Here is a 25,185-nt window from a genome sequence, read left to right as displayed (position 1 = left end):
GCAATGGTCCCTTCGTCTATCGGTTAGGACGAGAGATTTTCATTCTCTAAAGAGCAGTTCGACTCTGCTAGGGACTACAAACATTTAAGAAATAAAAAAAATAACATAAAGAAGATGGCAAATCACAAATCATCAATCAAGAGAATCCGTCAGGACAAGAAGAAGGCTTTGCACAACAAGTATTATGCAAAGACTATGCGCAATGCTGTCCGCAAGTTGCGCAACATGTCTGACAAGGAAGAGGCTGCAAAGCTCTATCCTACTGTTCAGAAGCTTTTAGACAAGTTGGCTAAGATCAACGTTATCCACGACAACAAGGCTGCAAACTTGAAGTCTGGTCTTACAAAGCACATCGCTAAGTTGGCCTAACTTATAAGTCAAAGCAAAGAAATAAATAAGGCTGCAATCCTTTATAGGGTCGCAGCCTTATTCTATTTCTATGAACCCGACTACCCATTTCCTGCATCATAAAATCTTCCCATCACAACCGGTTTTATACTACAACATACCCTATAAAAACGCGCAAAACGATTATAAAACAGCTTTTTCAAGACACTTTTGCCGCTAAAGTTCACATTCTACGTTTTTTCTTCACTTTTTGGTGATTTTTCACAAACAAAAGTTCCTGTTTCTCAGCTTTTTTTAGTATCTTTGCACGGAAATAAGACAATACTAAAATGGCAGAAAATCAAAACAACGCAAATAATTACTCTGCGAGTAACATTCAGGTTCTGGAAGGCCTGGAAGCTGTTCGCAAACGTCCGGCGATGTATATTGGTGACATCTCCGAAAAGGGTCTTCATCACTTGGTAAACGAAACTGTAGACAACTCTATTGACGAAGCAATGGCGGGCTACTGTACCGACATCGAAGTTACCATCAACGAAGACAACTCTATCACCGTAGAAGATAATGGTCGTGGTATCCCTGTGGATATGCACGAGAAACTACATAAATCAGCCCTCGAAGTCGTTATGACCGTGCTTCACGCAGGTGGTAAGTTCGACAAGGGTTCTTACAAGGTATCTGGCGGTTTACATGGTGTGGGTGTAAGTTGTGTGAATGCACTTTCTACCCACATGTTGTCACAGGTGTTCCGTGGCGGCAAAATCTACCAGCAGGAATATGAGAAGGGTAAGCCTCTCTATCCGGTTAAGGTGGTAGGTGAAACCAACAAGCGCGGTACACGCCAGCAGTTCTGGCCAGATCCAACCATCTTTACTCACACTGTCTATAAGTGGGACATCATTGCCAACCGTATGCGCGAGTTGGCATTCCTCAATGCAGGTATCAAGATTACCTTGAAAGATTTGCGCCCTGACGAGGAAGGTAAGACCAAGGAGCAGGTTTTCCACGCTAAGGATGGTTTGAAGGAATTCGTCCGTTACGTAGACCGTCACCGCACTCATCTCTTCGATGATGTTATCTATCTGAAGACAGAAAAGCAGAGTATTCCTATCGAGATTGCTGTGATGTACAACACAGATTACTCTGAGAATATCCACTCATACGTCAATAACATCAACACCATTGAGGGTGGTACCCACCTGACTGGTTTCCGTATGGCATTGACCCGCACCTTGAAGGCTTACGCAGAAGCTGACCCAACCATCTCTAAGCAGATTGAGAAGGCAAAGGTAGAGATTGCACCAGAAGACTTCCGCGAGGGTCTTACTGCCGTTATCTCCATCAAGGTAGCTGAACCTCAGTTTGAGGGACAGACCAAGACCAAGCTCGGTAACAGCGAGGTACAAGGTGCCGTTCAGCAGGCTGTAAACGAGGCTTTGTCTGATTACCTGGAAGAACATCCAGACGAGGCAAAGCGAATCTGCGAAAAGGTTGTCCTGGCTGCTACGGCCCGCATAGCTGCCCGCAAGGCACGTGAGAGTGTACAGCGCAAGAACTTCATGACAGGTGGTGGTCTTCCTGGTAAACTTGCCGATTGTTCAATGAAGGATCCTAAAGAATGCGAGATTTTCCTCGTCGAGGGTGATTCCGCCGGTGGTTCTGCCAAGCAGGGTCGCGACCGTTTCCGTCAGGCTATTCTCCCATTGCGTGGTAAAATTCTGAATGTAGAAAAGGTACAGTGGCACAAGGTATTCGAAGCTGAGTCTGTCATGAACATCATCCAAAGTATCGGTGTCCGCTTCGGTGTAGATGGCGAAGACAGCAAGGAGGCTAATACCGACAAGTTGCGTTACGACAAGATTATCATCATGACCGATGCCGACGTCGATGGTTCTCACATCGACACATTGATTATGACACTCTTCTATCGTTTCATGCCAAAGGTTATTGAAGAAGGCCATCTGTATATCGCTACCCCACCACTCTACAAGTGTACTTATCGCAGCAAGGTAAGCGAGTATTGCTATACAGAGCAGCAGCGCCAGGCATTCATCGACAAGTATGGAGATGGAGTAGAAGACAAGAATATCCACACCCAGCGATACAAAGGTTTGGGCGAGATGAACCCAGAACAGCTTTGGGAAACTACTATGGACCCATCTACACGCTTGCTCAAGCAGGTTACTATCGAGAACGCAGCCCAGGCTGATGAGATTTTCTCTATGTTGATGGGTGATGATGTAGAACCACGCCGCGAGTTCATCGAACAGAATGCTACTTACGCCAATATCGACGCTTAAAGTTAACACGAACATATTGGGGGTAGACTCAGCGAGAGTCTTCCCCCTTTTTTGGATAGCCTCATCCAATGAGCATCACCTTCCGACTTCGTTTCTGGGCACCGAATTTAAAAACCAACAATACCATCTTTATGAAGCATATATTTTTTACGATTGCGTTAGCTGCCTCTAGTACGTGGAACTGCCAGGCAACAACAGTAAGTAAAGAGTTGCAACCCAACAAGTTGTGGTACAACAAGCCTGCATACGCCTTCGAAGAGTCACTGCCATTAGGCAATGGCAAACTGGGTGCGCTGGTTTATGGTGGAGCCAATAATGACTCTATCCAGCTCAACGACATCACCCTTTGGACGGGCGTGCCTGTGAATCCCAACGAAGGTGGCGAAGCCTACAAGTGGATTCCGAAAATCAGAGAGGCGCTGTTCAAGGAGGATTACAAGACCGCCGATTCCCTGCAACACTATGTGCAAGGCCATAACTCGGAGTTCTATCAGCCATTGGGCATGATCAATATCAAAGACTGCAACCAGGGCGAGTTTACGGATTATTACCGCGAACTGAGCCTCGACAACTCCCTGGCTACTGTTCATTACAGGCGCAACGGCATCCAATACGCCAAAGAGTATTTTGCTTCTCATCCCGACAAGATGATTGCCATCAAGCTGAGTGCCTCCCAGAAGAGATCCATCAACAGCGACATCTCACTCACTTCCCTCATTCCCCATCAGGTAAAAGCATCCAGAGGACAGCTCACCATGACGGGACATGTTCTCGGCGATGAAGCCAACAGTACGCATTACTGTGCCATGCTTCAGGTGAAGAACACCGACGGAAAAGTGTGGGCAAGCGATTCTGTACTCCATCTGAAGGATGTGAGCGAGGCTATCATCTATCTCGTAAACGAAACAAGTTACAACGGATTCGACAAGCATCCTGTGAAGGAAGGAGCTCCATACATCGAGAACGTAACCGATGAAGCCTGGCACCTTGCCAACTTCACTTACGAAGAATTCAAACAGCGTCACATCGCCGACTACAAGAAACTCTTTGATAGAGTAAGTTTGAACCTGAAAGGAGCCAAGTTTGATGCCACCCGCCCTACCGACAAACAGTTGCTCGCCTACAGCGACAACCACGAGAGCAACCCTTATCTGGAACAGCTTTATTTCCAGTATGGCAGATACCTACTCATCAGCAGCAGTAGAACCAAGGGAGTGCCTGCCAACCTGCAGGGACTCTGGGCACCAGCCCTCCGTTCGCCATGGCGCGGCAACTATACCATCAACATCAACCTGGAAGAAAATTACTGGCCGGCAGAAGTTGCGAACCTCTCAGAACTGGTAGCCCCAGTAGACGGATTGGTAGAGGGTATGGCTGTGACAGGTCGCCACAATGCCCAGCACTTCTATGGTATCGATAAGGGATGGTGCGCTGGACACAACACTGATGCCTGGGCAATGACCAATCCTGTAGGAACCGGAAACGAAAGTCCGCAATGGAGCAACTGGGCTATGGGTGGAGCCTGGCTTGTAGAAACCCTTTGGGATCACTATGACTATACCCGCGATACCGAATATCTTCGCAATACAGCCTATCCGCTGATGAAGGGGACTGCCGACTTCATGCTTGCGTGGCTCATTCCGAATCCACACAATCCAAACGAGCTGATTACTGCTCCTTGCACATCGCCAGAGGCAGATTACATCAACGATAAGGGCTATCGTGGCAGCAGTTTCTATGGCGGAACCGCCGACCTCGCCATCATCCGCGAGCTCTTCAAGAATACCATCAAGGGAGCAAAAGCCCTGGGCATCGACAACGATTACCAGCAGCAGTTGCAATCAGCCCTCAATCGCCTGCGCCCTTACCACATAGGTAAGCGAGGCAATCTGATGGAGTGGTACCACGATTGGGAAGACCAGGATTGGCATCATCGCCACCAGTCACACCTGCTGGGGCTCTATCCTTTCCATCAGATTTCGGTAAACAAGACTCCGGAACTTGCTGCTGCCGCAACCAAGACCCTGGAAATCAAGGGCGATAATTCCACCGGTTGGAGTACAGGCTGGAGAATCAACCTTTGGGCTCGTCTGCATCGTGCCGACAAAGCTTATCAGATATACCGCAAGCTGCTCACCTACGTAAGCCCTGAAGTCTACAAGGACAGCAAACACCGTAGCGGTGGCACCTACCCTAACCTCTTTGATGCCCATCCACCTTTCCAGATAGATGGCAACTTCGGAGGCACAGCAGGCGTATGCGAGATGCTGATGCAATGCGATGGCGAGACTATGCATCTTCTTCCTGCTCTACCTAAAGAATGGCCTACAGGCGAAATTAAGGGTATCAAAGCACGTGGAAACTACGAGATTAATCTCGTATGGAACAATGGAAAGGTCAGCAAAGCTTCCATCACTAGCAAGAATACCGGAAACCTGACCGTCAAGTATAATGGTAAGTTGAAAACATTTAGTTTCAAGGCTGGCGAAACAAAACTCATAAAATAGACAAATAATCATCTATGAGATATTTTACAATTCTCATCTTTACAACTCTCTGGGTGCTGAATTCCTATGCACAGGAATTCGGTACCCATTGGGTATCATATCCATTCCCCAACGATTCTTCTGAGATATTATTCAGGAAAATCTATCATCTTGATCAAAAGCCTTTAAAGGCTGAGATAAACATGGCAAGTGGAGGAAATACCCGCCTATACATCAACGAAAGAAATGCTACGCCAAGCATTTTCAACGAAGGAGCCAGAGACAGCATCCTTCTGATGCAAACCATAGATATCTCCAGATATCTGAAAAAGGGCGAAAATATTATTGCGGTCTGGTATGCACCAGGAAGAATAAGAAATAAGAGCAAACAACTCTCGTTGGAACTTCATGGCTGGTATACAGACTCTGTTTCTTTTTATCATAAAGCAGACGAAACATGGTGGTGCAAGCCCCTGAAGGGCGGCAGTTACAACGAAAAAGAACACTTTGACAATAGAATATACACTACTGAGTGGAAATCGGCTGAATACCAATCTTCAGGATGGGTTCATCCGACAGGCGCCTTCAAAGATACGGTAAACTATATCTTTGTTGACCAGCTGCCATACCTCACCCAGAACAAACTTCAAATGGTATTAGAACCATACCAGGAGGAATTTGATCATCAAGGATGCCGTATAGACTTCGGACGTCCGTTCCGTGGAACCATCAGGCTCACGATACGCAATGCCAGCAAAGGAACAACACTTCATATTAACGGAAACCAATATGTATGCAGTGGCGAAATGGACGAGCAAGCCTATTACCGCATCCATGCTGAGCATCAAAAAGATTTCGTGATAACTTGGGATAAAGGTTTTAGAAGAAGTAATATCACAAATATAGAAGGATTAGAGATTTCGGAATAAGCTCAACAGCGTTTCGAAATCTCTTTTTTTATAAAACAAAAAAAGACTTCGGAACTATTATCTTCCAAAGTCTCTAACTGAATTTAGTCTTCCAATTCGGCAAGCACTTGCTCTGCCACTTCGCAAAGCTCATCATACCATTCCTTACCGAACTTCTCTACCAGCGGACCCTCCAGGAACTTATAAACCGGAAGGTTCAACTCCTCACCCTTCTTGATGGCATCCTTGCAGATGCGCCACTTGTTATAGTTGATGCCATACACCTCGTTGCCGAAATCCTTGGCACGGATTGGATACAAAGCACAGGAGATAGGCTTCTTGAACTTCGACTTTCCTTCGCGATAAGCACGCTCCAAGGCACAGAGACAACAATTCGGAATCGTATGTCCATCGCCTAAATCTTTCAAGTCCTGATAGCAGGTAAACACACAATCCTTACCATTCACGATGCTCGTCACCAAATCGCCTTCAATATCGGTATAAGCCACGCCCTGCTTATCTATGATAGCCTGGGCAGAAGCCGAGAGATCATCCCAAACCACATCCAGCGCATCCTCAATCTCCATAATCTCATCCAGGGTAACAGGAGCTCCCGCATCGCCTTCGATGCAGCACTCGCCCTTGCAGGCATCAAGGTCGCAACAGAATTTTTCGGTGATAATATCAGGTGAAACCAACACGTTGCCCACCTGCAGAATACGAAGTTCGTCTTTCTTCATAATGTTTTTGAGATGAATAAATTTCTTTGAGTGTATAATAAAAATAATGATAGCTACCCATGAGTGGATAGCTATATATTAATAGGTGTACCTACCATTGGATAGGCGCAATTCCGTTCTGCTGCAGATACGCATTGCAGCGGGAGAAATGATGATTACCAAACCATCCGCCTCTGTTGGCTGATAATGGCGAAGGATGAACGCTTTCCAATATCAGATGCTTGCTTGTATCGATGAGCTTCGCCTTGCTCCGGGCATAACCGCCCCAAAGGATAAACACCAGGTGCTCCTTATCCTTGCTGAGCGCCTTGATGGCAGCATCTGTGAATTCCTCCCAGCCCTTGCGCTGATGACTCGCAGCCTGATGGGCACGAACGGTCAACGTGGCGTTGAGAAGCAGTACTCCCTGTTTTGCCCAGCGGGTCAAATCGCCCGTGGCTGGCATCGGAGTGCCGAGATCCATCTGAATCTCCTTGAATATATTAATCAATGATGGTGGAAAAGTGATTCCATCCGGCACAGAGAAACTCAGTCCCATCGCCTGACCCGGCTCATGGTATGGATCCTGTCCGATAATCACTACCTTTACATCATCAAAAGGACAGAGATTGAAGGCATTGAAAATCAAGCGGCCAGGAGGATAACAGGGCGTACGCAAGTATTCCTCTTTTACGAAGTTTGTGAGGTCAACAAAATACTGCTTGTCGAACTCTTCTCCTATATGCTGTCTCCAACTTTCTTCTATCTTTACGTCCATAATGATTTAAGTTAAAGAAGTCAAGGCTCCAAAAAGCCTTGACTTCCGAAATTATTATTAGTCAATAATCAAGTTCTCACCTGTCATATCAGCTGGCTGCTCCAAGCCCATGATATGGAGGATAGAAGGAGCTACGTCTGCCAAACGGCCATCCTTAACGGTAGCTGAGTTGTTGTCAGTTACGTAGATGAATGGAACTGGGTTCAAAGAGTGAGCGGTGTTTGGTGTACCGTCCTCGTTGATAGCGTGGTCTGCATTACCGTGGTCAGCGATGATGATAGCCTCATAATCGTTAGCCTTAGCAGCCTCGATAACGTCCTTTACGCAGTTGTCAACAGCGTGAACAGCCTTAGCGATAGCGTTGTAGATACCTGTGTGACCTACCATATCACCATTAGCGAAGTTTACAACGATGAAGTCGTACTCCTGTGTGTTGATAGCACCAACCAACTTATCCTTTACCTCGTAAGCGCTCATCTCTGGCTTCAAGTCGTAAGTAGCCACCTTTGGAGAAGGAACCAGGATACGGTCCTCACCCTCGTATGGAGTCTCACGACCACCATTGAAGAAGAATGTTACGTGAGCATACTTCTCTGTCTCTGCAGTGTGGAGCTGCTTCTTGCCCTGTGCGCTCAAGTACTCACCGAGGGTATTCATTACGTTCTCCTTAGGGAAGAGGATGTGAACGCCCTGGAAGCTTGCATCGTATGGAGTCATGCAGTAGTACTGCAAGTCCTTGATGGTGTGCATGCCTTCCTCTGGCATATCCTGCTGAGTCAATACCTGTGTCAACTCCTTGGCACGGTCGTTACGGTAGTTGATGAAGATAACAACATCACCCTCCTGAATAGTACCGTCAACCTTTGAGTTATTGATTGGCTTGATGAACTCGTCTGTTACGTCCTCATCATAGCTCTCCTGCATTGCCTTCACCATATCGTCAGCCTGCTTACCCTTACCCTCAACGAGCAAGTCGTATGCTTCCTTCACACGGTTCCAGCGCTTGTCACGGTCCATAGCATAGAAACGACCTACGATGCTTGCGATGTGTGCACCGTTCTTGTCGCAGCAAGCCTGAACCTCCTCGATGAAGCCCTTACCGCTCTTAGGGTCTGTATCACGGCCATCCATGAAGCAGTGAACGTATGTCTCCTTCAAACCATATTCCTTACCAATCTCAATCAACTTGAAGAGGTGATCCAAAGAAGAGTGAACACCACCGGTAGAAGTCAAGCCCATCAAGTGGAGCTTCTTACCTGTCTTCTGAGCATAGCTGTAAGCGTTGATGATCTCCTGATTCTTCAAGATGTCACCGCTCTCGCAAGCCTTGTTGATCTTAACGAGGTCCTGATATACCACACGACCAGCACCGATGTTGAGGTGACCAACCTCTGAATTACCCATCTGACCGTTAGGAAGACCTACGTCCTCGCCACAAGTCTGGAGAGTAGAATGTGCTGAAACTGCTGTCAAATAATCGAGATAAGGAGTTGGAGTCTTGAAGATAACATCACCCTTATCATGCTTACCGATTCCCCATCCGTCGAGAATCATTAAAAGAGCTTTTTTTGCCATAATTACATAAAATAATTTAAATTCGAATTTCGACTGCAAAGTTACAACAAAATAGGTGAAGGACAAAATAAATTAAGATAAAAAAACTTCCACCTTTCTAAAAAGATGAGAGTTGATTACAAGATCAACAGGTTCGCAGGATATATCCCTTCTTGATGACGGCTTCGATGCTTACCTTTTCATCCAGATTCAATGCACGTCGAAGATAGGTAATCTGCACGTTCAGGGCAAGGGAATTGGAGTATGAGTCATCCCCCCAGACTTCATTCAGTATGAAATCCCGCTCTACAAGCTGGTTCTGGTTCTCGGCAAGAAGCTTCAGAATTTCAGCTTGACGAGATGTGATGACTACTCTGGAATTACCACATAGCAGTTCATTTTGCGCATAGTAGAAAGCAATGGAACCGATAAAAACAGCAGATTCTTCACCTTTGTCGTCTTCTTTCGGTTGCTTCAACTCATAAATCATATTCTTCAGAAACTCATGGCGAATGCCATCAATGCGTTTCTGGAAGACTATGGTCTTAACCAGATAATACAGACATCCTATCAATATGAAAAAGAGAAAGATGCTTCCTATCAATTGCCACATCATGGCTTTGAGCGTTCGAGTAATAGGAATGGGCACCTGAAAAGAAATACCTTGGCGAAACATTGGGTTCGTCTGATACTTTACCGTCACCACACGTGACCATCTGCCTTCGACATCATATTTTGCATTCAGGAAGACAGTCTTGTAATCCAGATGGCGAAAAAAGGATATCTTCCCATATCCCTTATCATCCAGTAATCTTTGATAAGAAGCCAACGAGGGATGCTTACCTATATAAGCCAGATATCTGCTGATGATGAGATAAGCATCATCACCCGTAAGATCAGGATCATTCAAACGGACAAGAAAGCGGTGATTGTTCCAAAAAGAAAGCGTAGTACGGCTACATCCCTTCTTCATATCATATTCAGATTCTATTTTAAGCATAACCGTATCTCTTCTACCTTTCGTAGATGAATTCTCCTGCAACTTTTTTCTATTCTTCAAATCTTGCGCTAACACTTCATCACAATCCTTCTTGAATTGCTCTACCTGCTGGTCTAAGCTATATTGACATTGAAGATGGAGCCAATATGCCTGCGTGCAGAACAACAATACGATTGCTACCCCACATACCATCCACACTATTTTCAGCTTACTGTTACTTTTCATACATTCCTGATCTTTTGAATTTGACGGCAAAGTTACTGAAAAATCCGTAAACAAAGGCAAGAGTAATAAAATAATAATAGGCGAAAAGAAGCAAAAGTAATAACTCAGTAACAGAAATCATCGATTTCATCGGATGAGCTCAGTACCTTTGCATCACAAAAACGAATGAAACAGATAAAATAATGAATAATAGACGAAGATTATGAAAAAGGTATTATTAATAGCATGGCTTGCATTATATGCATGCATGCTCCAAGCTCAAACAGTAAACCTGTTCGATGAATCAAGCATTGGCATGGGAGATTCCATTGATCAGGTAAAGTATCAGGTAGTATATGATGCCGAGTATATTTACGAAAAGAAATATACCAAGACCGACACCATCATTGGGCGCATCGAAGAGAAAATGCTCTTGCAGATTGGCAACAAGTATTCCGCATTCTACAGTTATCCGATATTCCAAAGAGACTCTATCATCTCCGCAAATATGGCAAAAGGAATACCTGTCAATTTCTCCGGTAATGGCGGACAGATTAATTGGAAAGTATATAAGAACTATCCAGAACAGGGCAAGACTGCCTATCTCGATTTCTTTGCTGCTGACAGATATTTGTGCATTGAACCGATGGAACCGATAGACTGGCAACTCACAGACAGTATCGATTCCATCTGCGGTTACGAGTGCCACCAGGCTATTGCCAAGTTTAAGGGTAGAACATGGATTGCATGGTACACGGAAGACATCCCTATTGACAATGGTCCCTGGAAACTGAGCGGACTGCCGGGATTGATACTCAAGGCTCACGACTCCGAGAACGATTATGGATTTACGGCTGTAGGACTCACTACAGACAAAGGCTCCACACCTATCTATTATAAAGGTAAGACATTCGAGCCTATCGACCGCAAATCATTGACCTCCATTTACAAGAAATACTATGCCGACCCTATCGGCTATCTGCTTCAAGATGCCAAGTATGCTGCAATTGTAAAGATCAAGGATGAAAAAGGAAATATCCTGAAGCATTCCAAGCGTGCTGAGCCATACAATCCGATTGAAAGATAATTAGCAGTTTACATTTTTGCCAGACAAGCGTCTTAAAGACATTAGCAAGATAAGTGTCTAAGGTAAAATAGAAAAGAGAGAAAAAGATGAAGAAAATAATAGTTCTTTTCACTATTCTGTTCGTGGCGTGCCATGCGTTTGCCCAAGAGAAGATTAGCGGTTATGTAGAAGATTCATTGACCCATAACCGTCTAGCCAACGTCTCCATCACACTGCTCCGCAATGGCAAACCTTTGAAGTTTACAAGAACAAAGGAGGACGGAACCTTCGTGCTTCCTATCACCGAAAAGCAAGCCAACGACAAACTGCAGGCCACGTTTATGGGGTATAAAAAGACAAAAACATCGATTTCATCGGGAAAAGAAACCATTATCAGTATGGCTTCAACAGCTTTTGTCTTGAAGGAAGTACAAGTAAAAGGCTCTCGTATCACAGGGCGGGATACCATTTCTTTCGATCTCACCCGCTTTGCCAATGAGCGGGACAACAGTCTGAAGGATGTATTGAAAAAGCTGCCAGGCGTGGATATAGAGAAGAATGGCCGTATCAACTACAATGGTAAGCCCATCAACCGATTCACTGTGGAAGGTCTAGACCTGACCGGTGGCAAATATAACCAACTAGAGGAGAACATCAAGGCAAAAGACGTAAAAAAGGCCGAAGTCATCGAGCATGACCAACCTATCAAGGCGCTCCAGAACAAAACCTTTACAGATAATGTAGCGATGAACATCGCCCTGAAAGACAGTGCCCGCGACAAACTGATGCCTACTCTCAAGCCCTACTTACTCGTAGGGCATCCATCCCACGTAGGCGGAAGCATCAATATCATGCAAATTGGCAAGAAGAAACAGATGATGTATGATGCAGAATACGACAGAACAGGTAAAAATCTCGGCTATGCATTTAACCAACTCGCATCTTACAGCAATCGTCTGGCTCCTGCCTCCCTTCCATCATGGATATCAGTACCATCGCTTGACGCTCCTATCGACGAAGAACGCCTGCGCTTCAACACCTCGCAAAAATACTCCATCAACCATATCAAGAAGAACAAGGACGATGCAGAGACTCGCATAGAAGCCAACTATCTTCGTACGGTAACTCGACAAGAGCGAGAGAACATGAGTATCTACGACCTCGGCGGCGAAGCTCCCACAGTTACCACGGAACACAACCACAAGACGATGATCAGCGATGCCTTCAATCTGCAATGGGAGAACAAGGTAAACAAGGCTGAGCATTATGGCAACGAGAGCATCAGCCTCAGCACAGCACAAAGCGACGGTTTGTCAAACATCAACGACACGCTTACCCAACGTGTCCGCATCCCAAAGCTCGACCTCTCGGCAAGTATCTACCGTCTCTTCGTCTTCAAGAAAAGTCAACTCTCTTGGCGTAGCACTGCCGACTATCACCATGGTGTGGCGGACCTCTACGTTAACGACGAGCGCAATCGCATCCGCACCAACCTTTGGCATACTGCCCACGCCTTACAGTGGATGAGGAATCACTTCCACTGGACACAGGAATATAGAATGAGTATCGACCTCAACAACATCTATGCGAAATGTCAGGAAAGAAGCGATGAAATCGGCAAAAACAGTCTTAACATCACAGGGAAGTTCACCCCTTACTGGCAATACAAGACCGAGACATTCCGTATGTCGTTCTCTCCCGATTTCATCTGGGAACGCTTCACCTATCCACAGAAAACTCTACTTACCATATCACCCTACCTTTACTTATATAAGAAATTGGATTTCCGTAGAGAGTTGACTATCTACACAGGATACAGTACAGGAACAGGCAATGCCACCAACTACGCCATGAAGCAATATCGTCAAAGTTATCGTTCTTGGTACACTTCGAGCGACATCATTCCGATAACTCGCTCTCTTTATGGCAAGTTGAGTTACGACTACAAGCGCCCTATCAAGGAAATCTTCTTCAGCGCATCGGTCAATGCCAGCAAAAACTGGATGAACACAGCATCCGACCTACGCATCGTGGATGGCAAATACTATACCTCATTATATAAGCAGGACAGCAAGAGCAACAACCTAGGGGCATCACTCTACATATCGAAGGGCTTCTACGACCTTCATCTGAAGACCCGCCTGGAGGGCAGTTACAACTACAGCAAGGGTGAGCAATACAGCAGCAGCAAAGCCATCAGCTACACCGCCGACAACTATACTGTAAAGCCTAGCATCGACTTCTCGCCGTCCTGGTGCGCCTTTAGCTATGAGGGAGAATTCTCTTTTTACAACTCGAAACGTCAAAAAATGGCGAAGTCATCGTTATTTAATTGGCACCAAAGCGTATCTGCCACCGCTACCATCAGCCATGTGGACCTCTCCTTCTCGCTCGTACATTATCGCAATGAACTGCAAGAGGGCAGCCACCTTAACACCCTCCTTGGCGATGCCTCGGCAGTTTGGAGAATGAAAAAGCTCCGCCTTTCAGCAGAGCTTCGAAACCTATTCAATAAGAAGAATTATATGGAAACCATCTATAGCGGCATCAGTACATTGACCGACTGCTATTATCTTCGCCCTCGCGAACTGATGATTTCCGCCCAGTATTCCTTCTAAACAAGAACTCCCATCTCAGAAAAGAGACGGGAGTTCTTTGCTTTTAAGGATAAGAGACAAGGTTATAAGGGATTTTAACTTTTTTAGTTGATTTTTATTTGGAACATAACATTATTATTTGTATCTTTGCAACTGATAATATCTTGTTATTATCCCCATAATTATGCAAGAAACGAATAATATATTAGCAATATTAGATAACTACCTCCACGACAATCCTGATGAGATTGCAAAGGAGATGGCAAACGACTTCAGAAAACGAAGAATAGAGAAGAATCTGACACGTGAGCAAGTGGCAGACAAGTCAGGCGTTGCCGTCAGCAACATCACCAGATTCGAACAAAAGGGCCTCATCTCCCTCAAAAATCTGATTGGTATCGCCATAGCTTTGGACTACACCTCAGAAATCAAGAACGTCTTCTCGCAACCCAAGTACTCCACCATGGAGGAGTTGCAACAGATAAAAAGAAACGCTAACAAGAAAAAGGCTTACAGACAATGAAACATATAGAATCTTTAGCCGTGAAATATCACCAGGAGAAAGTCGGCACACTGTCATTGAGTGCCGATGGAAAAGTATGCACATTCGAGTATGACAATCAGTGGTTGGCATCTGGCTTTAGTATATCTCCGTTGGAATTGCCACTGAAGCCTGGTCTTTTCATTGCCAAAGCCACCCCTTTCAACGGGAACTTTGGCATCTTCGAAGACAGCCTTCCCGATGGATATGGTAGATACCTATTGCATAAAACCTTGCTAAAAGAGGGCATCAACGACTTTGAGCTATCTGCTCTTGACCGACTGAGCATCGTGGGCAATGGAGGTATGGGCGCATTGACCTACGAACCTATTACTTCTATCCAGACTGGACACGAGATAGAGGACTTTGACCTTTTACAAGCCAAAGCCTTGGAAGTATTGAAGGAGCAACAGGATAATGACGCAGGATTGCTATTATATAATAGTGGTAATAGTGGCGGTTGTCGCCCGAAAGCCATTTTTACAAATGAGGATGGTCATTGGTTGGTCAAGTTTCGCCATACCTACGACCCACAAGATATGGGAAAGCAAGAGTATCATTATAATGAGATAGCCAAGCAATGTGGTATTCAAGTACCAGACTTCAAACTGGTAAACGACAAGTATTTTGCCTGCCGTCGCTTCGACATTTCTCCAACAGGCGAACGCATTCACGTAGCCACAGCTGGAGCCTTGCTCAACGTTTCCCTTTCCAACCCCATTCTCGATTATCTCAACCTTTTGGCGCTTACTGGTTATCTTACTCAGAGCCAAGAGGATGTGGAAGAGATGTTCCGCCGCATGGTTTTTAATTATATAATGGACAACAAGGATGACCACTGCAAGAACTTCTCTTTCTTGGTTCAGAAAGAGAGCGATGGCAAATGGCACTGGCATTTAGCCCCAGCCTACGACCTCACCCATTGCACCGAGGGATATAATGGTGAACACGCAACATCTGTAAATAGAACTGGGCATCCGACCGTAGAGGATATGATTGCCGTTGGCGTAAAGAACAAAATGAAGGAAAAGAGATGCCGCGAAATCTACGAAGAGGTAACCGAACAATGCTAGAATAAAAGCGAACTATCTGCGTGCGCTGTGTGGTCTATTCCTTAAACGGAATTACAATAAAAACGCCTCTATCTCTTTTTCTAGGATAGAGGCGTTTCTGTTTAATCTATTTCATTTTGCACAAACTACGAACTATTTCTGCTTCAGATAGTTCAACTGAACATTAGGAGCGCAAGCATTGCTTGTTTTCTCGGTGTATTCTGCCACCTTCAATGTGGCAGTTCCCTTGATGTTCTCTACGTCACTACCTACCTTAAAGAGATAGTTACCTGCATCTACCTTCCACTGGCTGTTAGCCTCATCGAAGCTGGCAAGATCGCGCTTTTCGAGGGTCATCTTCAAAGTCTGGCTCTCACCTGGATTCAGCAACTTGGTCTTGCCGAAGGTCTTGAGTTCCTTGGCTGGCTTTTCATAAGCGCCCTTTGGAGCGGTGACATAAACCTCAGCAACTTCCTTGCCGGCAACCTTACCGGTATTCTTGATAGTTACGCTAACCTCGATATTGTTGCCTTTAGCCTTGACTGATGGCTTGCCAAACTCGAAGGTAGTATAGCTCAAGCCATAACCGAAAGGATAAGCCACATTCTTCTTGAAGGTATCAAAGTAGCGATAACCTACGTAGATATCCTCCTCGTGGTTGCTATAATCGTAACCCTTGATATTACCCTTGCTCCAATCCAGCAGATTCTTGTAGGTGTACATATCGTAATCCTTGGCAAAGTTGGCAGTAGAAGGATGATCGGTAGCAGCGATAGGCCAGGTCATGGTCAACTTACCCGATGGATTCACCTTACCGGTCAGGATATCAGCAACAGAGTTGCCGCCCTCGATACCTGGCTGCCAAGCTACGAGAATAGCATCCACACGGTCTCTCCAACTGGCAGTCTCCATCACAGAACCAGAGTTGATGATGACAATCACCTTCTTGCCCTTGGCATGGAAAGCATCAGATACACGGAAAATCATATCCTGCTCTATCTGACTGAGGTTGAACTCACCATTGATCTGGCGATCCATTCCCTCACCTGCCTGACGGCCGATGGTGATGATGGCAGCGTCTGCCTTTGGCTCCTCGCCAGCTACACAGCGCTCAGTAATCTCGATTTCATCGAGTTTTGGCTGCCCCTGATCCAGGAACCACATCATCGGATTCTTGTCTGCCTTCAACTTAGCCTTGGCATACTTCACATAATTCTGATAGATTTCCGTAAGCTGAGGAGTAGTTGCCACACCGATATTCTTCAAACCGGTAACCATATCTACAGAATAGCCTACATTAACGGCTCCACTACCAAGACCACCCGACATGAAATCGTAAGAGTTGACACCGAAGAGTGCCACGGTCTTCAAGCCCTGGATAGGAAGAGCGGCATCATTCTTCAGGAGCACCATACCCTCGGTAGAACTCTGACGGGTGATAGCTGCATGAGCCTTCAAGTCTGGCTCACCACTATATTTATATCCCTTGAATCGAGGAGTCTTCACGATATATTCGAGCATACGGCGAACATTGCGGTCCACATCCTTGATATCCAACTTGCCATTCTTCACGGCATCAACAATATCCTGCACCTGTGCTGGATAACCCGGCATCATCAGGTCGTTGCCAGCCTCTACTTCCTGTTCCAGCGGAAGGTCGGCACGCTTACCAATCCAGTCGGTCTCCACGATTCCCTTATATCCCCAGTCGTTGCGGAGAATATCGGTCAAGAGTCCCTTGTTGCCCTGGGCATAAACACCGTTAATCTTATTATAGGCAGACATGATAGTCCAAGGATTGCTCTTGCGAACCATCATCTCGAAACCCTTCAGATACAACTCACGGAGAGCACGCTGGCTCAATCGCTCATCCACCTTGGTACGGTCAGTTTCCTGAGAGTTCACGGCAAAGTGCTTGGCACTTACACCCACGCCCTGACTCTGCACACCCTGTACAAAGGCGGTTCCGATAAGACCCGTTACGATTGGGTCTTCTGAATAATACTCAAAGTTACGGCCACAGAGCGGATTACGATGCAGGTTCATACCCGGTCCGAGCACGACATCACATCCATACTCCAGGGTTTCGTTACCGATAGCCTCACCCACCTTGCGCACCAGGTCGGTGTTCCAGGTAGAAGCCAGACAGGTTCCGATAGGGAAACCAGTGGCAAAGTAGCTACGGCTGTCACCTTCGCGATGAGCATCGATATGAACTCCGGCAGGACCATCACACTGAACGGTAGTAGGAATGCCGAGACGAGGGATGGCTACAGTAGTACCCGCAGCACCCGGCACGAACTTCTTCTGATGTCCGAGCATAGCACCGCTGCCCACGAATCCATCGTTACCACCGCCCACCAGCATCTGGGCTTTTTCTTCCAAGGTCATCGCCTTGATTACTTCTTCGATGTTATTGGCATTCAGTTTTGGTGCTGATTGCGCCATCATTGTAGTTGCCATCGCTCCAGCCGCAACGGTAAGAGCCAATTTCTTGTAGTTCATCATTTTGTCGTTTATTTCGTTAGTTATTACTTTTCTGTTCTTTTAGTCGTTTCGTCAGTTCCATGCAGTCCCTGAGAATACTGCATTTCTTCAAAAACTTGCTGCAAATATAATAAAATAAGGTGGAAACGCCAAGCATTTCCACCTTTTTTTCTTGAATTCAACAAGATTATTCCCGGATTTAACAAAAGGTATAGGAAGAACATAACATACTATACATATCCCCATCCTAAGACTAGTCCTGATATTTAATCTGGAAATAATCAAAAACAAAACATTCCTTCCATTAAAATCTTTCGCAAATTTCATCAAAAAGAAGAAAAAATACTCGAAAACCTTGTAGGAATCAAACAATTATCGTATCTTTGCCGAATTATCCAAAAGTTGGGTACTAGGGTAAGGACATTTAAATAATGAAAGGTATGGAGCAGAGAAAATCTTCCATCGAAATCTATCGTTCTCCAGAGGGAAACATAGAGCTGAATGTAAAATTAGAGAATGATACCGTTTGGCTTACACAAAGCCAAATGGCAGAGTTGTTTGGCCGTGACAGAACTGTGATTTCACGACATGTCAATAACTGTTTTAAAGAAGGTGAACTCGACAAATCCTTGGTATGTGCAAAATTTGCACATACCAAGAAATATGGTCGCCACGACGGCTTTGAACAGGTTGTCGAAACGGAATATTATAACCTGGACGTCATTATCTCCGTAGGCTATCGTGTAAAGTCAATCAATGGTACCAGATTCCGTCAATGGGCTAATTCCATCTTGAAGCAATACATTATCAAGGGTTATGCCATCAACCAGAAGCGCCTAGACAATTACAACGAACTGAAAGAAGTGGTTCGTTTGATGTCACGTGCGATTACATTACAAGATCAGGTTTCAGAAGGCGAATATAACGGACTATTCAATGTCATCAGCGACTATGTTTATGCCCTGGATACTCTCGACAAATATGATTATCAGACATTACTCATAGACAAGACGACTCAAGCCGAGCCGTTCCATGCCACCTACGAAAATGCAATGGAAGCCATCAATGCTTTGAAAGAAAAGTTTGGAGGCAGTAAATGGTTTGCCAATGAGAAGGATGATTCATTCAAGAGCAGCATAGGTCAGATTTACCAAACCTTCGGCGGTGAAGAACTCTACGCTTCGGTAGAAGAAAAAGCAGCCATGCTGCTCTACCTTGTCGTAAAAAACCATTCATTCAGCGATGGCAACAAGAGAATTGCGGCCATGCTTTTTCTTTGGTTTATGGAGAAGAATGGCATTCTGTATGCAGAAAATAGACATAAGAGGATTGCCGACAACACACTCGTAGCACTGACTCTGATGATTGCAGAAAGCAGAACTGAGGAAAAAGATGTTATGGTAAAAGTAGTCGTCAACTTGATTAACAAAGACAATCAATAGAATTGCCATTAAAAAGCCGCACAACAGCTGTTCTACGCATGCACAACAGCTGAAAGACAAGCGCACAACAGCTGATGTGCGACCGCATATCAGCTGTTGTGCGCTTCGAGATACTTACTGTTCCAACAACTTCTATTGTATCTCCGAACAACTTCAGTTACTTCTTTCAGATACTTATGACGCATTCTTCAAACGCCAATAACGCTTGAGGAAAGGCATTCAAAGCATTGCGGAAGCTTATTCAAATCATTGTAGAAATCTACTTCGCTGTATCCTTTGAGCTTCGCTTATCACGGCGATAACTGCGATAATCATCCAGCGGAATCTCAATATCAGGTTCCACCAACTCGCCCTCACGTGGCAAGGCGAACTTCTGATACTTGATGTTCAAGCCACGCTCTATCCACATACTCTCATAATAGGTTTGGATAGAGAGAATCTTACGGGTTTCCTCATCGATGCCCTCCTGATGATAGAGGTCCTCGGTGCGGAAGAGCACAGGCAGATGGTTGCCATCCACCATATAAGTAGTATAGGTGAAGAGGAAGTTGGAGTCCGTCTTCAGATGGATGATGCCGCCATCCACGAGGAAATGGCGATAACGGTTCATGAAATAAGTAGATGTAAGACGCTTACGAGGATTCTTCATCTGCGGGTCAGAGAAGGTGAGCCAGATTTCCTGCACCTCATCCGCAGCAAAGAAGCGGTCGATAATCTCGATATTGGTACGGAGGAAAGCCACGTTCTTCTGTCCTTCCTCTATCGCTTTCTTGGCACCGGTCCACATTCGTGCACCCTTGATATCCACACCGATGAAGTTCATCTCAGGATAGAGCTTGGCAAGTTCCACGGTATATTCACCCTTGCCGCATCCCAACTCCAGCACGATAGGATTATCATTGTGGAAATACATCTCACGCCACTTGCCCTTCATATCGAAAGGCACGTCATCTACTACACTATATGGATACTGGAACACGTTCTCGAAACGCTCCATATCCGCAAACTTAGCTAATTTTCCTTTGCTCATTGATTCTTTTTTTCTTCGTTTGAGTGCAAAGGTAAGCATTTAACGATAATTATACAAATCATATCATGGAATTTGTATAATATTAACGGAAAAAGTTTATTCCGCCTGAATACCGAAGTACTCGTTGAGTTCGGCGATGGCAGCACCATCGGCATTAGGAAGATCCTTCACCAGCTTGCCTTTCTCCAGCAGAAGGATGCGGGTGGAGATGTCGGCAACGAAGTTGAGGTTGTGGCTGGAGATGATGACCGTGGTGCCCTGCTCCTTGCAGATGCGCTGAATCATGTGGGCGATAGTCATCTGAGAAGATGGGTCGAGATAGTTGAACGGCTCATCTAGAAGAAGAACCTTCGGATTAATAATCATCGCTCCGATGATACCAATCTTCTGGCGGTTGCCCTGAGAAAAATCACGGAGATACTTCTTGGTTCCCATGATTTCATCGTGCATAAAGCCCTCAAACTGCGCCAATCGCTCCTGCAGGGTTTCATCGTCAATGTGATAAACATCAGCGATGAAATCGAAGTATTCCTCAGGGGTGAGGAAGTCGATGAGGAATCTGCCATCGATGTAACTGCCGGTATATTCCTTCCAGGTTTCACTCTCGTTCACCTTCTGTCCATTGCTTTCCACGAAACCATCATCAGCCTGAATCAGGTCGAGAATCAGACGGAGCAAGGTGGTCTTGCCCGCACCATTATTACCTACGAGTCCTATCAGCTCGCCCTTTGCAACACCCAGATTATCAATATCGAGTACGGTATTGCCATTATATATCTTCTTGAGATTCTGAATCTTGATATCCATTATTCTAATGTTTAATGTGTAGTGTTTAATGTTTACTTAGCTTTCCATGAACTTCTCCATGCGCTTATACTTGTTCTTCTCGAAGATGGCAGCTATCTTGGCGATGAACCATTTGTGGATGGCGATGCTGAAGACTGCCAGCGCTACGCAGGTGATAAACCATGCCGTCTCACCGAAGAAATAATAGACAGCACAGACACCTGCCAGCGGGAAGAGGAAGGCGATGGCATAAAGATTAATCTTCAGATTCGCTCCCTGCATGCTGAACATGGAAGTCTGGAATATCTCCAGACGGGAAGAGAAGAGTGCCGTAGGCAGATTAAAGAGATTGATGAATACAGCCAGACAGAAACCACTGATAAGCACCTGGATTCCGATTCCTGCCTGCAGGAAAAGGAACGGAAGGGTGAGCAGCAAAGCGACTGCACTCACCACCATATAATAATAGAAGCAATTCTGCAGCATCTGTTTAACCTTGACAGGCTTGGTCATCAAACCATGGAAGAAGTTTGCCTCAATGCCAAAGGTCCACTGCGACAACACCACCGATGGCAGCAGGATGGCACCCGCCACATAGAGGGTAGTCATAGCCACCTTGTCCCCCATTTCCTGTCCCGCTTCTGCTGGAAGCAAGGCAAAGAGATAGGCATCGAAAAGGAAGATGGCAGTAATCATAATCACCATCGTACGGACACGCTTTGCTCTCAATGTGCCGATATATTGCAGACTGAAGAGGTTGATATGGCTGAAACCACGGAACTTGGAAACCTTCTGCTTCTGCTCGTTATAAATCTTTTCGTGATAGAGATAGGCGGTAAGTCCGGTGAATACCGCTCCAGCAAGGAAGAAGATACCTATCCATCCCATCCATACCGGGAAGAAGGAAGCCACAAACATATACCCTATCAGCACGGCAAACATTCCCATCCATCCCAATATCAAGGGCCATTTCAGAATCCACTCCGTAGCCTTGCGGTAACAGGTGATGTAGATGCCGTCAATATAAGAAAATGCCAGGAACAGAAAGAAGCTGGCAATAACCTGACCTACAGGCAGGAAATAGATAAACACCGGAAGCGTAAGCACCGGAAGCACATAGTTCCAGAAGCTCACGAGATTGGTAGTGAGCAGGAACTTGTTCCAGATTTTCTCTGGCACAGGGCGCGACTTCACGTAATCATCCATCGCCGTAATATCCCGCTTCATCACCATCTTCATGATGATGTCTGGAATCAGCATACCGACAACGATACCGGCTCCCAACAGGGCAGGCATGTCTTCGCCCCCAAGTTCTCCCCCATTCTCGGTGAAGCTGAGAAAGAAGCTCACACCCATCACCACATACAGGAAGATGATGTAGCACGCCACGAAGGCATCTCGCTTGTGGAAGTTACGGCGCTGCTGCAACCACCAAAGCCTTAAAAGTAATCTCAACATAAATTATTCTTTTTATGGTTTACGGGCACAAAGGTAAACAAAAATATCCGAAATCTCCTACAAAATGATAGAAATAACTTAAAAATAACATTAGATGAAAAGTAAGAGAAAACGGAAAGAGAAGAAAAGAAAGAATAGGAACATACGCAAAAACGGCATCTCCTCACGAAGATGCCGTTTCATCCAAACTAACATTAACTTATATATCAACTATTCATCAAAACTATTATAAACCTAAAAGTCAACTCAAACGTATGTCATCTAAAACTTATAATACTCTTATTCAGGCTGAACCGGCAAGATGTTATCATCCTCATCATAGAAGAGAGGAGCCACCTTTACGCTGCGAAGCCAGGTTGTATCATTTGATGGCACACAGTCGTGATGGAACAGATACCACTGTCCCTTGTACTCACAGATACTGTGATGGGTTGTCCAACCTACTACCGGTTCCAGGATGACGCCCTTGTAAGTGAACGGACCATAAGGATTATCACCTACAGCATAGCAGAGATAATGAGTATCACCGGTAGAGTAGCTGAAGTAATACTTGCCCTTATACTTATGCATCCAGCTGGCCTCGAAGAAGCGATGTGGATCATCAGCTGGCAATACATTACCCTTTTCGTCAACGATGACAACAGGCTTTGGCATTTCTGCAAACTGCTGCACATCATCTGTCATCAGGGCTACACGAGATGGTAACGGATTCTCCTTGCCCTCTGGAAGATGCTCATCCTTCAGTGCCTTGTTGTCCTTGTACCACTGAAGCTGACCGCCCCAGATACCACCGAAGTAGCAGTAAATCTTGCCATCATCATCCTTGAACACGCAAGGGTCGATGCTGTATGACTTGCGGATTGGGTCGGCATTCGGAACGAAAGGACCTTCAGGCTTATCAGCCACAGCCACACCGAGATGGAACACGCCATTATAATCCTTGGCAGAGAAGATGAGATAGTACTTGCCATCCTTCTCTACTACATCGTTGTCCCACATCTGCTTCTCAGCCCATGGCACATCCTTCACATCGAGAATCACACCATGATCGGTTACCTCACCTTCCATCACATCGTCCATAGAGAGAACATGATAGTCTTTCATCTGGAAGTGACCGCCATCATCGTCGAAGCTTTCGCCGCTATCCCAGTCATGAGATGGGTAAACATACAGGCGACCGTTAAACACATTGGCAGATGGATCTGCCATATAATCCTTTGGGAACAAATATCTTGCTTTCATTGTTGTTTATTATTTTAAGAGATGTACAATATTATCTAAAGAGATTTTACTTAAAGAGATTGACGATTTCCTTCACCACCGGCTTCACATTGTTGTTACGATCGATGAGCAGTGGATAGTTGGTTCTGCCAGGGATAGGCCAGCCATTCAACCAAGAGTGACCATCGTTGACACCCCAGAAGGTAACACGACTGATGACATCCTTATGGCGCTCTACAATCTTGAAGAGATCGAGATAACGCTGGTTGAAGAGTTTCTGCGCCTTCTTGTCAAGTCCCTTCACGTATGGATTGTACTTTTTCTGAAGTTCAAACTTCTGGCTGATTTCCGCTCCGCCGAATCCTTCCGGATTAGGAAGCATGTTCATATCCAACTCCGTCAGCATCACCTTCACGCCTTCACCAGCAAAAGCCTCGATGCTCTTCTCATACTCAGCATAGTCAGGATAATCAAAACCATTGTGGCTCTGCATACCTACTGCATCGATGCGGAGACCTTTCGCCTTCAAATCGCGAACCAGTTTGCAGATAGCCTCTCGCTTGGCTGGCTTCGAAGTAGAATAATCATTGTAGTAGAGTTCTACGTTTGGATCAGCCTCATGAGCAAAGCGGAAAGCCAGTTCGATGAACTCCGGACCGATAATCTTATAATATAAAGACTTGCGGTAAGAGCCATCATCCTCGAAAGCCTCGTTCACAACGTCCCAACCCTTTACTCTACCTTTATAATGAGTAACCACATTCATAATATGGTTATACATTCTGCCGATAAGCACTTCACGGCTTACCAGATTACCCTTATCATCGGTAAACATCCACTTAGGTGGCTGAGAATGCCAAACCAGACAATGCCCGATCAAGGTCTTGCCGTTCTTCTCTGCCCAGTCGGCGAGTTTATCGCCATCTGTGAAATCAAAGCGATTCACCTCCGGATGATTCTTCTCACCCTTCATACAGTTTTCGGCAACTACCTGGTTAAACTGTTTCTTCACTACTTCCTCACCTGCAGGGTCTTGTCCATCAGGCAAATCGGTATTAACGGCAGCACCTACCAGGAAGTACTTACCCATAGTTTCCTGGAATGTTGGGATTTGAGCTGCTGAGTTCGCTTTTTGAGCGAAAGCTGTTGAAGCAAGCATCAGCCCCAGTGCCAGAGTTGTGATCTTTTTCATATCTTATATCTATTTT

The 25,185-nt window shown here is 45.5% G+C and carries 19 protein-coding genes; 9 read left to right on the top strand and 10 right to left on the bottom strand.

The genetic code is table 11. From position 1 onward, the window contains the following. Positions 1 to 114: 114 nt before the first annotated feature. The 4 genes from rpsT (at position 115) to NNC77_RS04965 (ending at position 6,063) form a co-directional block, all read left to right on the top strand. Positions 115 to 369, top strand: coding sequence for a 30S ribosomal protein S20 (gene rpsT / locus NNC77_RS04980; RefSeq protein WP_006847644.1), 255 nt, complete (start codon positions 115 to 117; stop codon positions 367 to 369). A 308-nt stretch (positions 370 to 677) separates the two neighbouring features. Next, a complete protein-coding gene (gyrB, locus tag NNC77_RS04975; RefSeq protein WP_234564108.1) occupies positions 678 to 2,648 on the top strand; it encodes a DNA topoisomerase (ATP-hydrolyzing) subunit B in 1,971 nt (656 codons plus the stop codon). 131 nt (positions 2,649 to 2,779) lie between these two features. Further along, entirely contained in the window at positions 2,780 to 5,155 is a 2,376-nt protein-coding gene (locus NNC77_RS04970) for a glycoside hydrolase family 95 protein (protein WP_254970201.1), read from the top strand. A 14-nt stretch (positions 5,156 to 5,169) separates the two neighbouring features. Further along, positions 5,170 to 6,063 carry an alpha-L-rhamnosidase N-terminal domain-containing protein gene (locus NNC77_RS04965; protein ID WP_234564110.1) on the top strand — a complete coding sequence of 298 codons (894 nt, stop codon included), beginning with the start codon at positions 5,170 to 5,172 and terminating at the stop codon, positions 6,061 to 6,063. 83 nt (positions 6,064 to 6,146) lie between these two features. Here the strand turns inward: NNC77_RS04965 and NNC77_RS04960 are convergent, their stop codons facing one another. The 4 genes from NNC77_RS04960 to NNC77_RS16770 all read right to left on the bottom strand — a co-directional run bounded on the left by NNC77_RS04960 (position 6,147) and on the right by NNC77_RS16770 (position 10,318). Further along, positions 6,147 to 6,782, bottom strand: a complete 636-nt coding sequence (locus tag NNC77_RS04960) for a DUF3109 family protein (RefSeq protein ID WP_022121271.1) — start codon at positions 6,780 to 6,782, stop codon at positions 6,147 to 6,149. 91 nt (positions 6,783 to 6,873) lie between these two features. After that, positions 6,874 to 7,539, bottom strand: coding sequence for a uracil-DNA glycosylase (locus tag NNC77_RS04955; RefSeq protein ID WP_022121270.1), 666 nt, complete (start codon positions 7,537 to 7,539; stop codon positions 6,874 to 6,876). Positions 7,540 to 7,596: 57 nt separating this feature from the next. Then, on the bottom strand, positions 7,597 to 9,114 hold the full coding sequence (gene gpmI, locus NNC77_RS04950) for a 2,3-bisphosphoglycerate-independent phosphoglycerate mutase (protein ID WP_118079656.1): 1,518 nt from the start codon (positions 9,112 to 9,114) through the stop codon (positions 7,597 to 7,599). A gap of 124 nt (positions 9,115 to 9,238) precedes the next feature. Next, positions 9,239 to 10,318 (bottom strand): winged helix-turn-helix domain-containing protein, encoded by a 1,080-nt coding sequence (locus NNC77_RS16770; protein ID WP_420377671.1) that lies wholly within the window; start codon positions 10,316 to 10,318, stop codon positions 9,239 to 9,241. Between the two features lie 202 nt (positions 10,319 to 10,520). On the opposite strand from NNC77_RS16770, the gene NNC77_RS04940 reads away from it, so the two are divergent. From NNC77_RS04940 to NNC77_RS04925, 4 genes are all read left to right on the top strand, one after another. After that, a complete protein-coding gene (locus NNC77_RS04940) occupies positions 10,521 to 11,384 on the top strand; it encodes a GLPGLI family protein (RefSeq protein WP_118079658.1) in 864 nt (287 codons plus the stop codon). An 86-nt stretch (positions 11,385 to 11,470) separates the two neighbouring features. Continuing rightward, entirely contained in the window at positions 11,471 to 13,981 is a 2,511-nt protein-coding gene (locus tag NNC77_RS04935; RefSeq protein WP_118079660.1) for a hypothetical protein, read from the top strand. Between the two features lie 163 nt (positions 13,982 to 14,144). Continuing rightward, the gene (locus tag NNC77_RS04930; protein ID WP_022121265.1) at positions 14,145 to 14,483 is read left to right on the top strand and encodes a helix-turn-helix domain-containing protein; all 339 of its coding nucleotides are present in this window, start codon (positions 14,145 to 14,147) and stop codon (positions 14,481 to 14,483) included. Beyond that, positions 14,480 to 15,574 carry a type II toxin-antitoxin system HipA family toxin gene (locus NNC77_RS04925; RefSeq protein WP_118079662.1) on the top strand — a complete coding sequence of 365 codons (1,095 nt, stop codon included), beginning with the start codon at positions 14,480 to 14,482 and terminating at the stop codon, positions 15,572 to 15,574. The genes NNC77_RS04930 and NNC77_RS04925 overlap by 4 nt, the downstream gene beginning before the upstream one ends. 132 nt (positions 15,575 to 15,706) lie before the next feature. On the opposite strand, the gene NNC77_RS04920 is transcribed toward NNC77_RS04925, so the two are convergent. Continuing rightward, positions 15,707 to 18,058: a beta-glucosidase gene (locus tag NNC77_RS04920; RefSeq protein WP_234564160.1), complete on the bottom strand. Its 2,352-nt coding sequence runs from the start codon at positions 18,056 to 18,058 to the stop codon at positions 15,707 to 15,709. Positions 18,059 to 18,471: 413 nt separating this feature from the next. Between NNC77_RS04920 and rhuM the strand changes: the two genes are divergently transcribed. Continuing rightward, positions 18,472 to 19,482, top strand: coding sequence for a RhuM family protein (gene rhuM / locus NNC77_RS04915; RefSeq protein WP_234564113.1), 1,011 nt, complete (start codon positions 18,472 to 18,474; stop codon positions 19,480 to 19,482). A gap of 259 nt (positions 19,483 to 19,741) precedes the next feature. Here rhuM and trmB read toward each other — a convergent pair whose 3' ends face one another. From trmB to NNC77_RS04890, 5 genes are all read right to left on the bottom strand, one after another. Further along, entirely contained in the window at positions 19,742 to 20,512 is a 771-nt protein-coding gene (gene trmB, locus NNC77_RS04910) for a tRNA (guanosine(46)-N7)-methyltransferase TrmB (RefSeq protein WP_040553112.1), read from the bottom strand. Positions 20,513 to 20,608: 96 nt separating this feature from the next. After that, on the bottom strand, positions 20,609 to 21,319 hold the full coding sequence (locus NNC77_RS04905) for an ABC transporter ATP-binding protein (protein ID WP_153112300.1): 711 nt from the start codon (positions 21,317 to 21,319) through the stop codon (positions 20,609 to 20,611). A 36-nt stretch (positions 21,320 to 21,355) separates the two neighbouring features. Further along, complete coding sequence (locus tag NNC77_RS04900; RefSeq protein WP_254970200.1) at positions 21,356 to 22,756, bottom strand: DUF5687 family protein; 1,401 nt, start codon at positions 22,754 to 22,756, stop codon at positions 21,356 to 21,358. A 279-nt stretch (positions 22,757 to 23,035) separates the two neighbouring features. Then, the gene (locus NNC77_RS04895) at positions 23,036 to 23,998 is read right to left on the bottom strand and encodes a glycoside hydrolase family 43 protein (RefSeq protein WP_233339093.1); all 963 of its coding nucleotides are present in this window, start codon (positions 23,996 to 23,998) and stop codon (positions 23,036 to 23,038) included. A 46-nt stretch (positions 23,999 to 24,044) separates the two neighbouring features. Further along, on the bottom strand, positions 24,045 to 25,169 hold the full coding sequence (locus NNC77_RS04890; protein ID WP_118079668.1) for an endo-1,4-beta-xylanase: 1,125 nt from the start codon (positions 25,167 to 25,169) through the stop codon (positions 24,045 to 24,047). Between the last annotated feature and the right edge of the window lie 16 nt (positions 25,170 to 25,185).

The sequence above is a fragment of the Segatella copri genome (genome assembly GCF_024330485.1).
GTDB classification, from domain to species: Bacteria; Bacteroidota; Bacteroidia; order Bacteroidales; family Bacteroidaceae; genus Prevotella; species Prevotella copri_L.
The sequence above is the reverse complement of the archived record's forward strand: the minus strand, read 5'-3'. Positions and strand labels throughout refer to the sequence as shown.

What these genes read in the sequence shown, in the direction of transcription:
- rpsT (WP_006847644.1), top strand. Translation starts at nt 115, where the DNA reads ATGGCAAATCACAAATCATCAATCAAGAGAATCCGTCAGGACAAGAAG.
- gyrB (WP_234564108.1), top strand. Translation starts at nt 678, where the DNA reads ATGGCAGAAAATCAAAACAACGCAAATAATTACTCTGCGAGTAACATT.
- NNC77_RS04970 (WP_254970201.1), top strand. Translation starts at nt 2,780, where the DNA reads ATGAAGCATATATTTTTTACGATTGCGTTAGCTGCCTCTAGTACGTGG.
- NNC77_RS04965 (WP_234564110.1), top strand. Translation starts at nt 5,170, where the DNA reads ATGAGATATTTTACAATTCTCATCTTTACAACTCTCTGGGTGCTGAAT.
- NNC77_RS04960 (WP_022121271.1), bottom strand. Translation starts at nt 6,782, where the DNA reads ATGAAGAAAGACGAACTTCGTATTCTGCAGGTGGGCAACGTGTTGGTT.
- NNC77_RS04955 (WP_022121270.1), bottom strand. Translation starts at nt 7,539, where the DNA reads ATGGACGTAAAGATAGAAGAAAGTTGGAGACAGCATATAGGAGAAGAG.
- gpmI (WP_118079656.1), bottom strand. Translation starts at nt 9,114, where the DNA reads ATGGCAAAAAAAGCTCTTTTAATGATTCTCGACGGATGGGGAATCGGT.
- NNC77_RS16770 (WP_420377671.1), bottom strand. Translation starts at nt 10,318, where the DNA reads ATGAAAAGTAACAGTAAGCTGAAAATAGTGTGGATGGTATGTGGGGTA.
- NNC77_RS04940 (WP_118079658.1), top strand. Translation starts at nt 10,521, where the DNA reads ATGAAAAAGGTATTATTAATAGCATGGCTTGCATTATATGCATGCATG.
- NNC77_RS04935 (WP_118079660.1), top strand. Translation starts at nt 11,471, where the DNA reads ATGAAGAAAATAATAGTTCTTTTCACTATTCTGTTCGTGGCGTGCCAT.
- NNC77_RS04930 (WP_022121265.1), top strand. Translation starts at nt 14,145, where the DNA reads ATGCAAGAAACGAATAATATATTAGCAATATTAGATAACTACCTCCAC.
- NNC77_RS04925 (WP_118079662.1), top strand. Translation starts at nt 14,480, where the DNA reads ATGAAACATATAGAATCTTTAGCCGTGAAATATCACCAGGAGAAAGTC.
- NNC77_RS04920 (WP_234564160.1), bottom strand. Translation starts at nt 18,058, where the DNA reads ATGAACTACAAGAAATTGGCTCTTACCGTTGCGGCTGGAGCGATGGCA.
- rhuM (WP_234564113.1), top strand. Translation starts at nt 18,472, where the DNA reads ATGAAAGGTATGGAGCAGAGAAAATCTTCCATCGAAATCTATCGTTCT.
- trmB (WP_040553112.1), bottom strand. Translation starts at nt 20,512, where the DNA reads ATGAGCAAAGGAAAATTAGCTAAGTTTGCGGATATGGAGCGTTTCGAG.
- NNC77_RS04905 (WP_153112300.1), bottom strand. Translation starts at nt 21,319, where the DNA reads ATGGATATCAAGATTCAGAATCTCAAGAAGATATATAATGGCAATACC.
- NNC77_RS04900 (WP_254970200.1), bottom strand. Translation starts at nt 22,756, where the DNA reads ATGTTGAGATTACTTTTAAGGCTTTGGTGGTTGCAGCAGCGCCGTAAC.
- NNC77_RS04895 (WP_233339093.1), bottom strand. Translation starts at nt 23,998, where the DNA reads ATGAAAGCAAGATATTTGTTCCCAAAGGATTATATGGCAGATCCATCT.
- NNC77_RS04890 (WP_118079668.1), bottom strand. Translation starts at nt 25,169, where the DNA reads ATGAAAAAGATCACAACTCTGGCACTGGGGCTGATGCTTGCTTCAACA.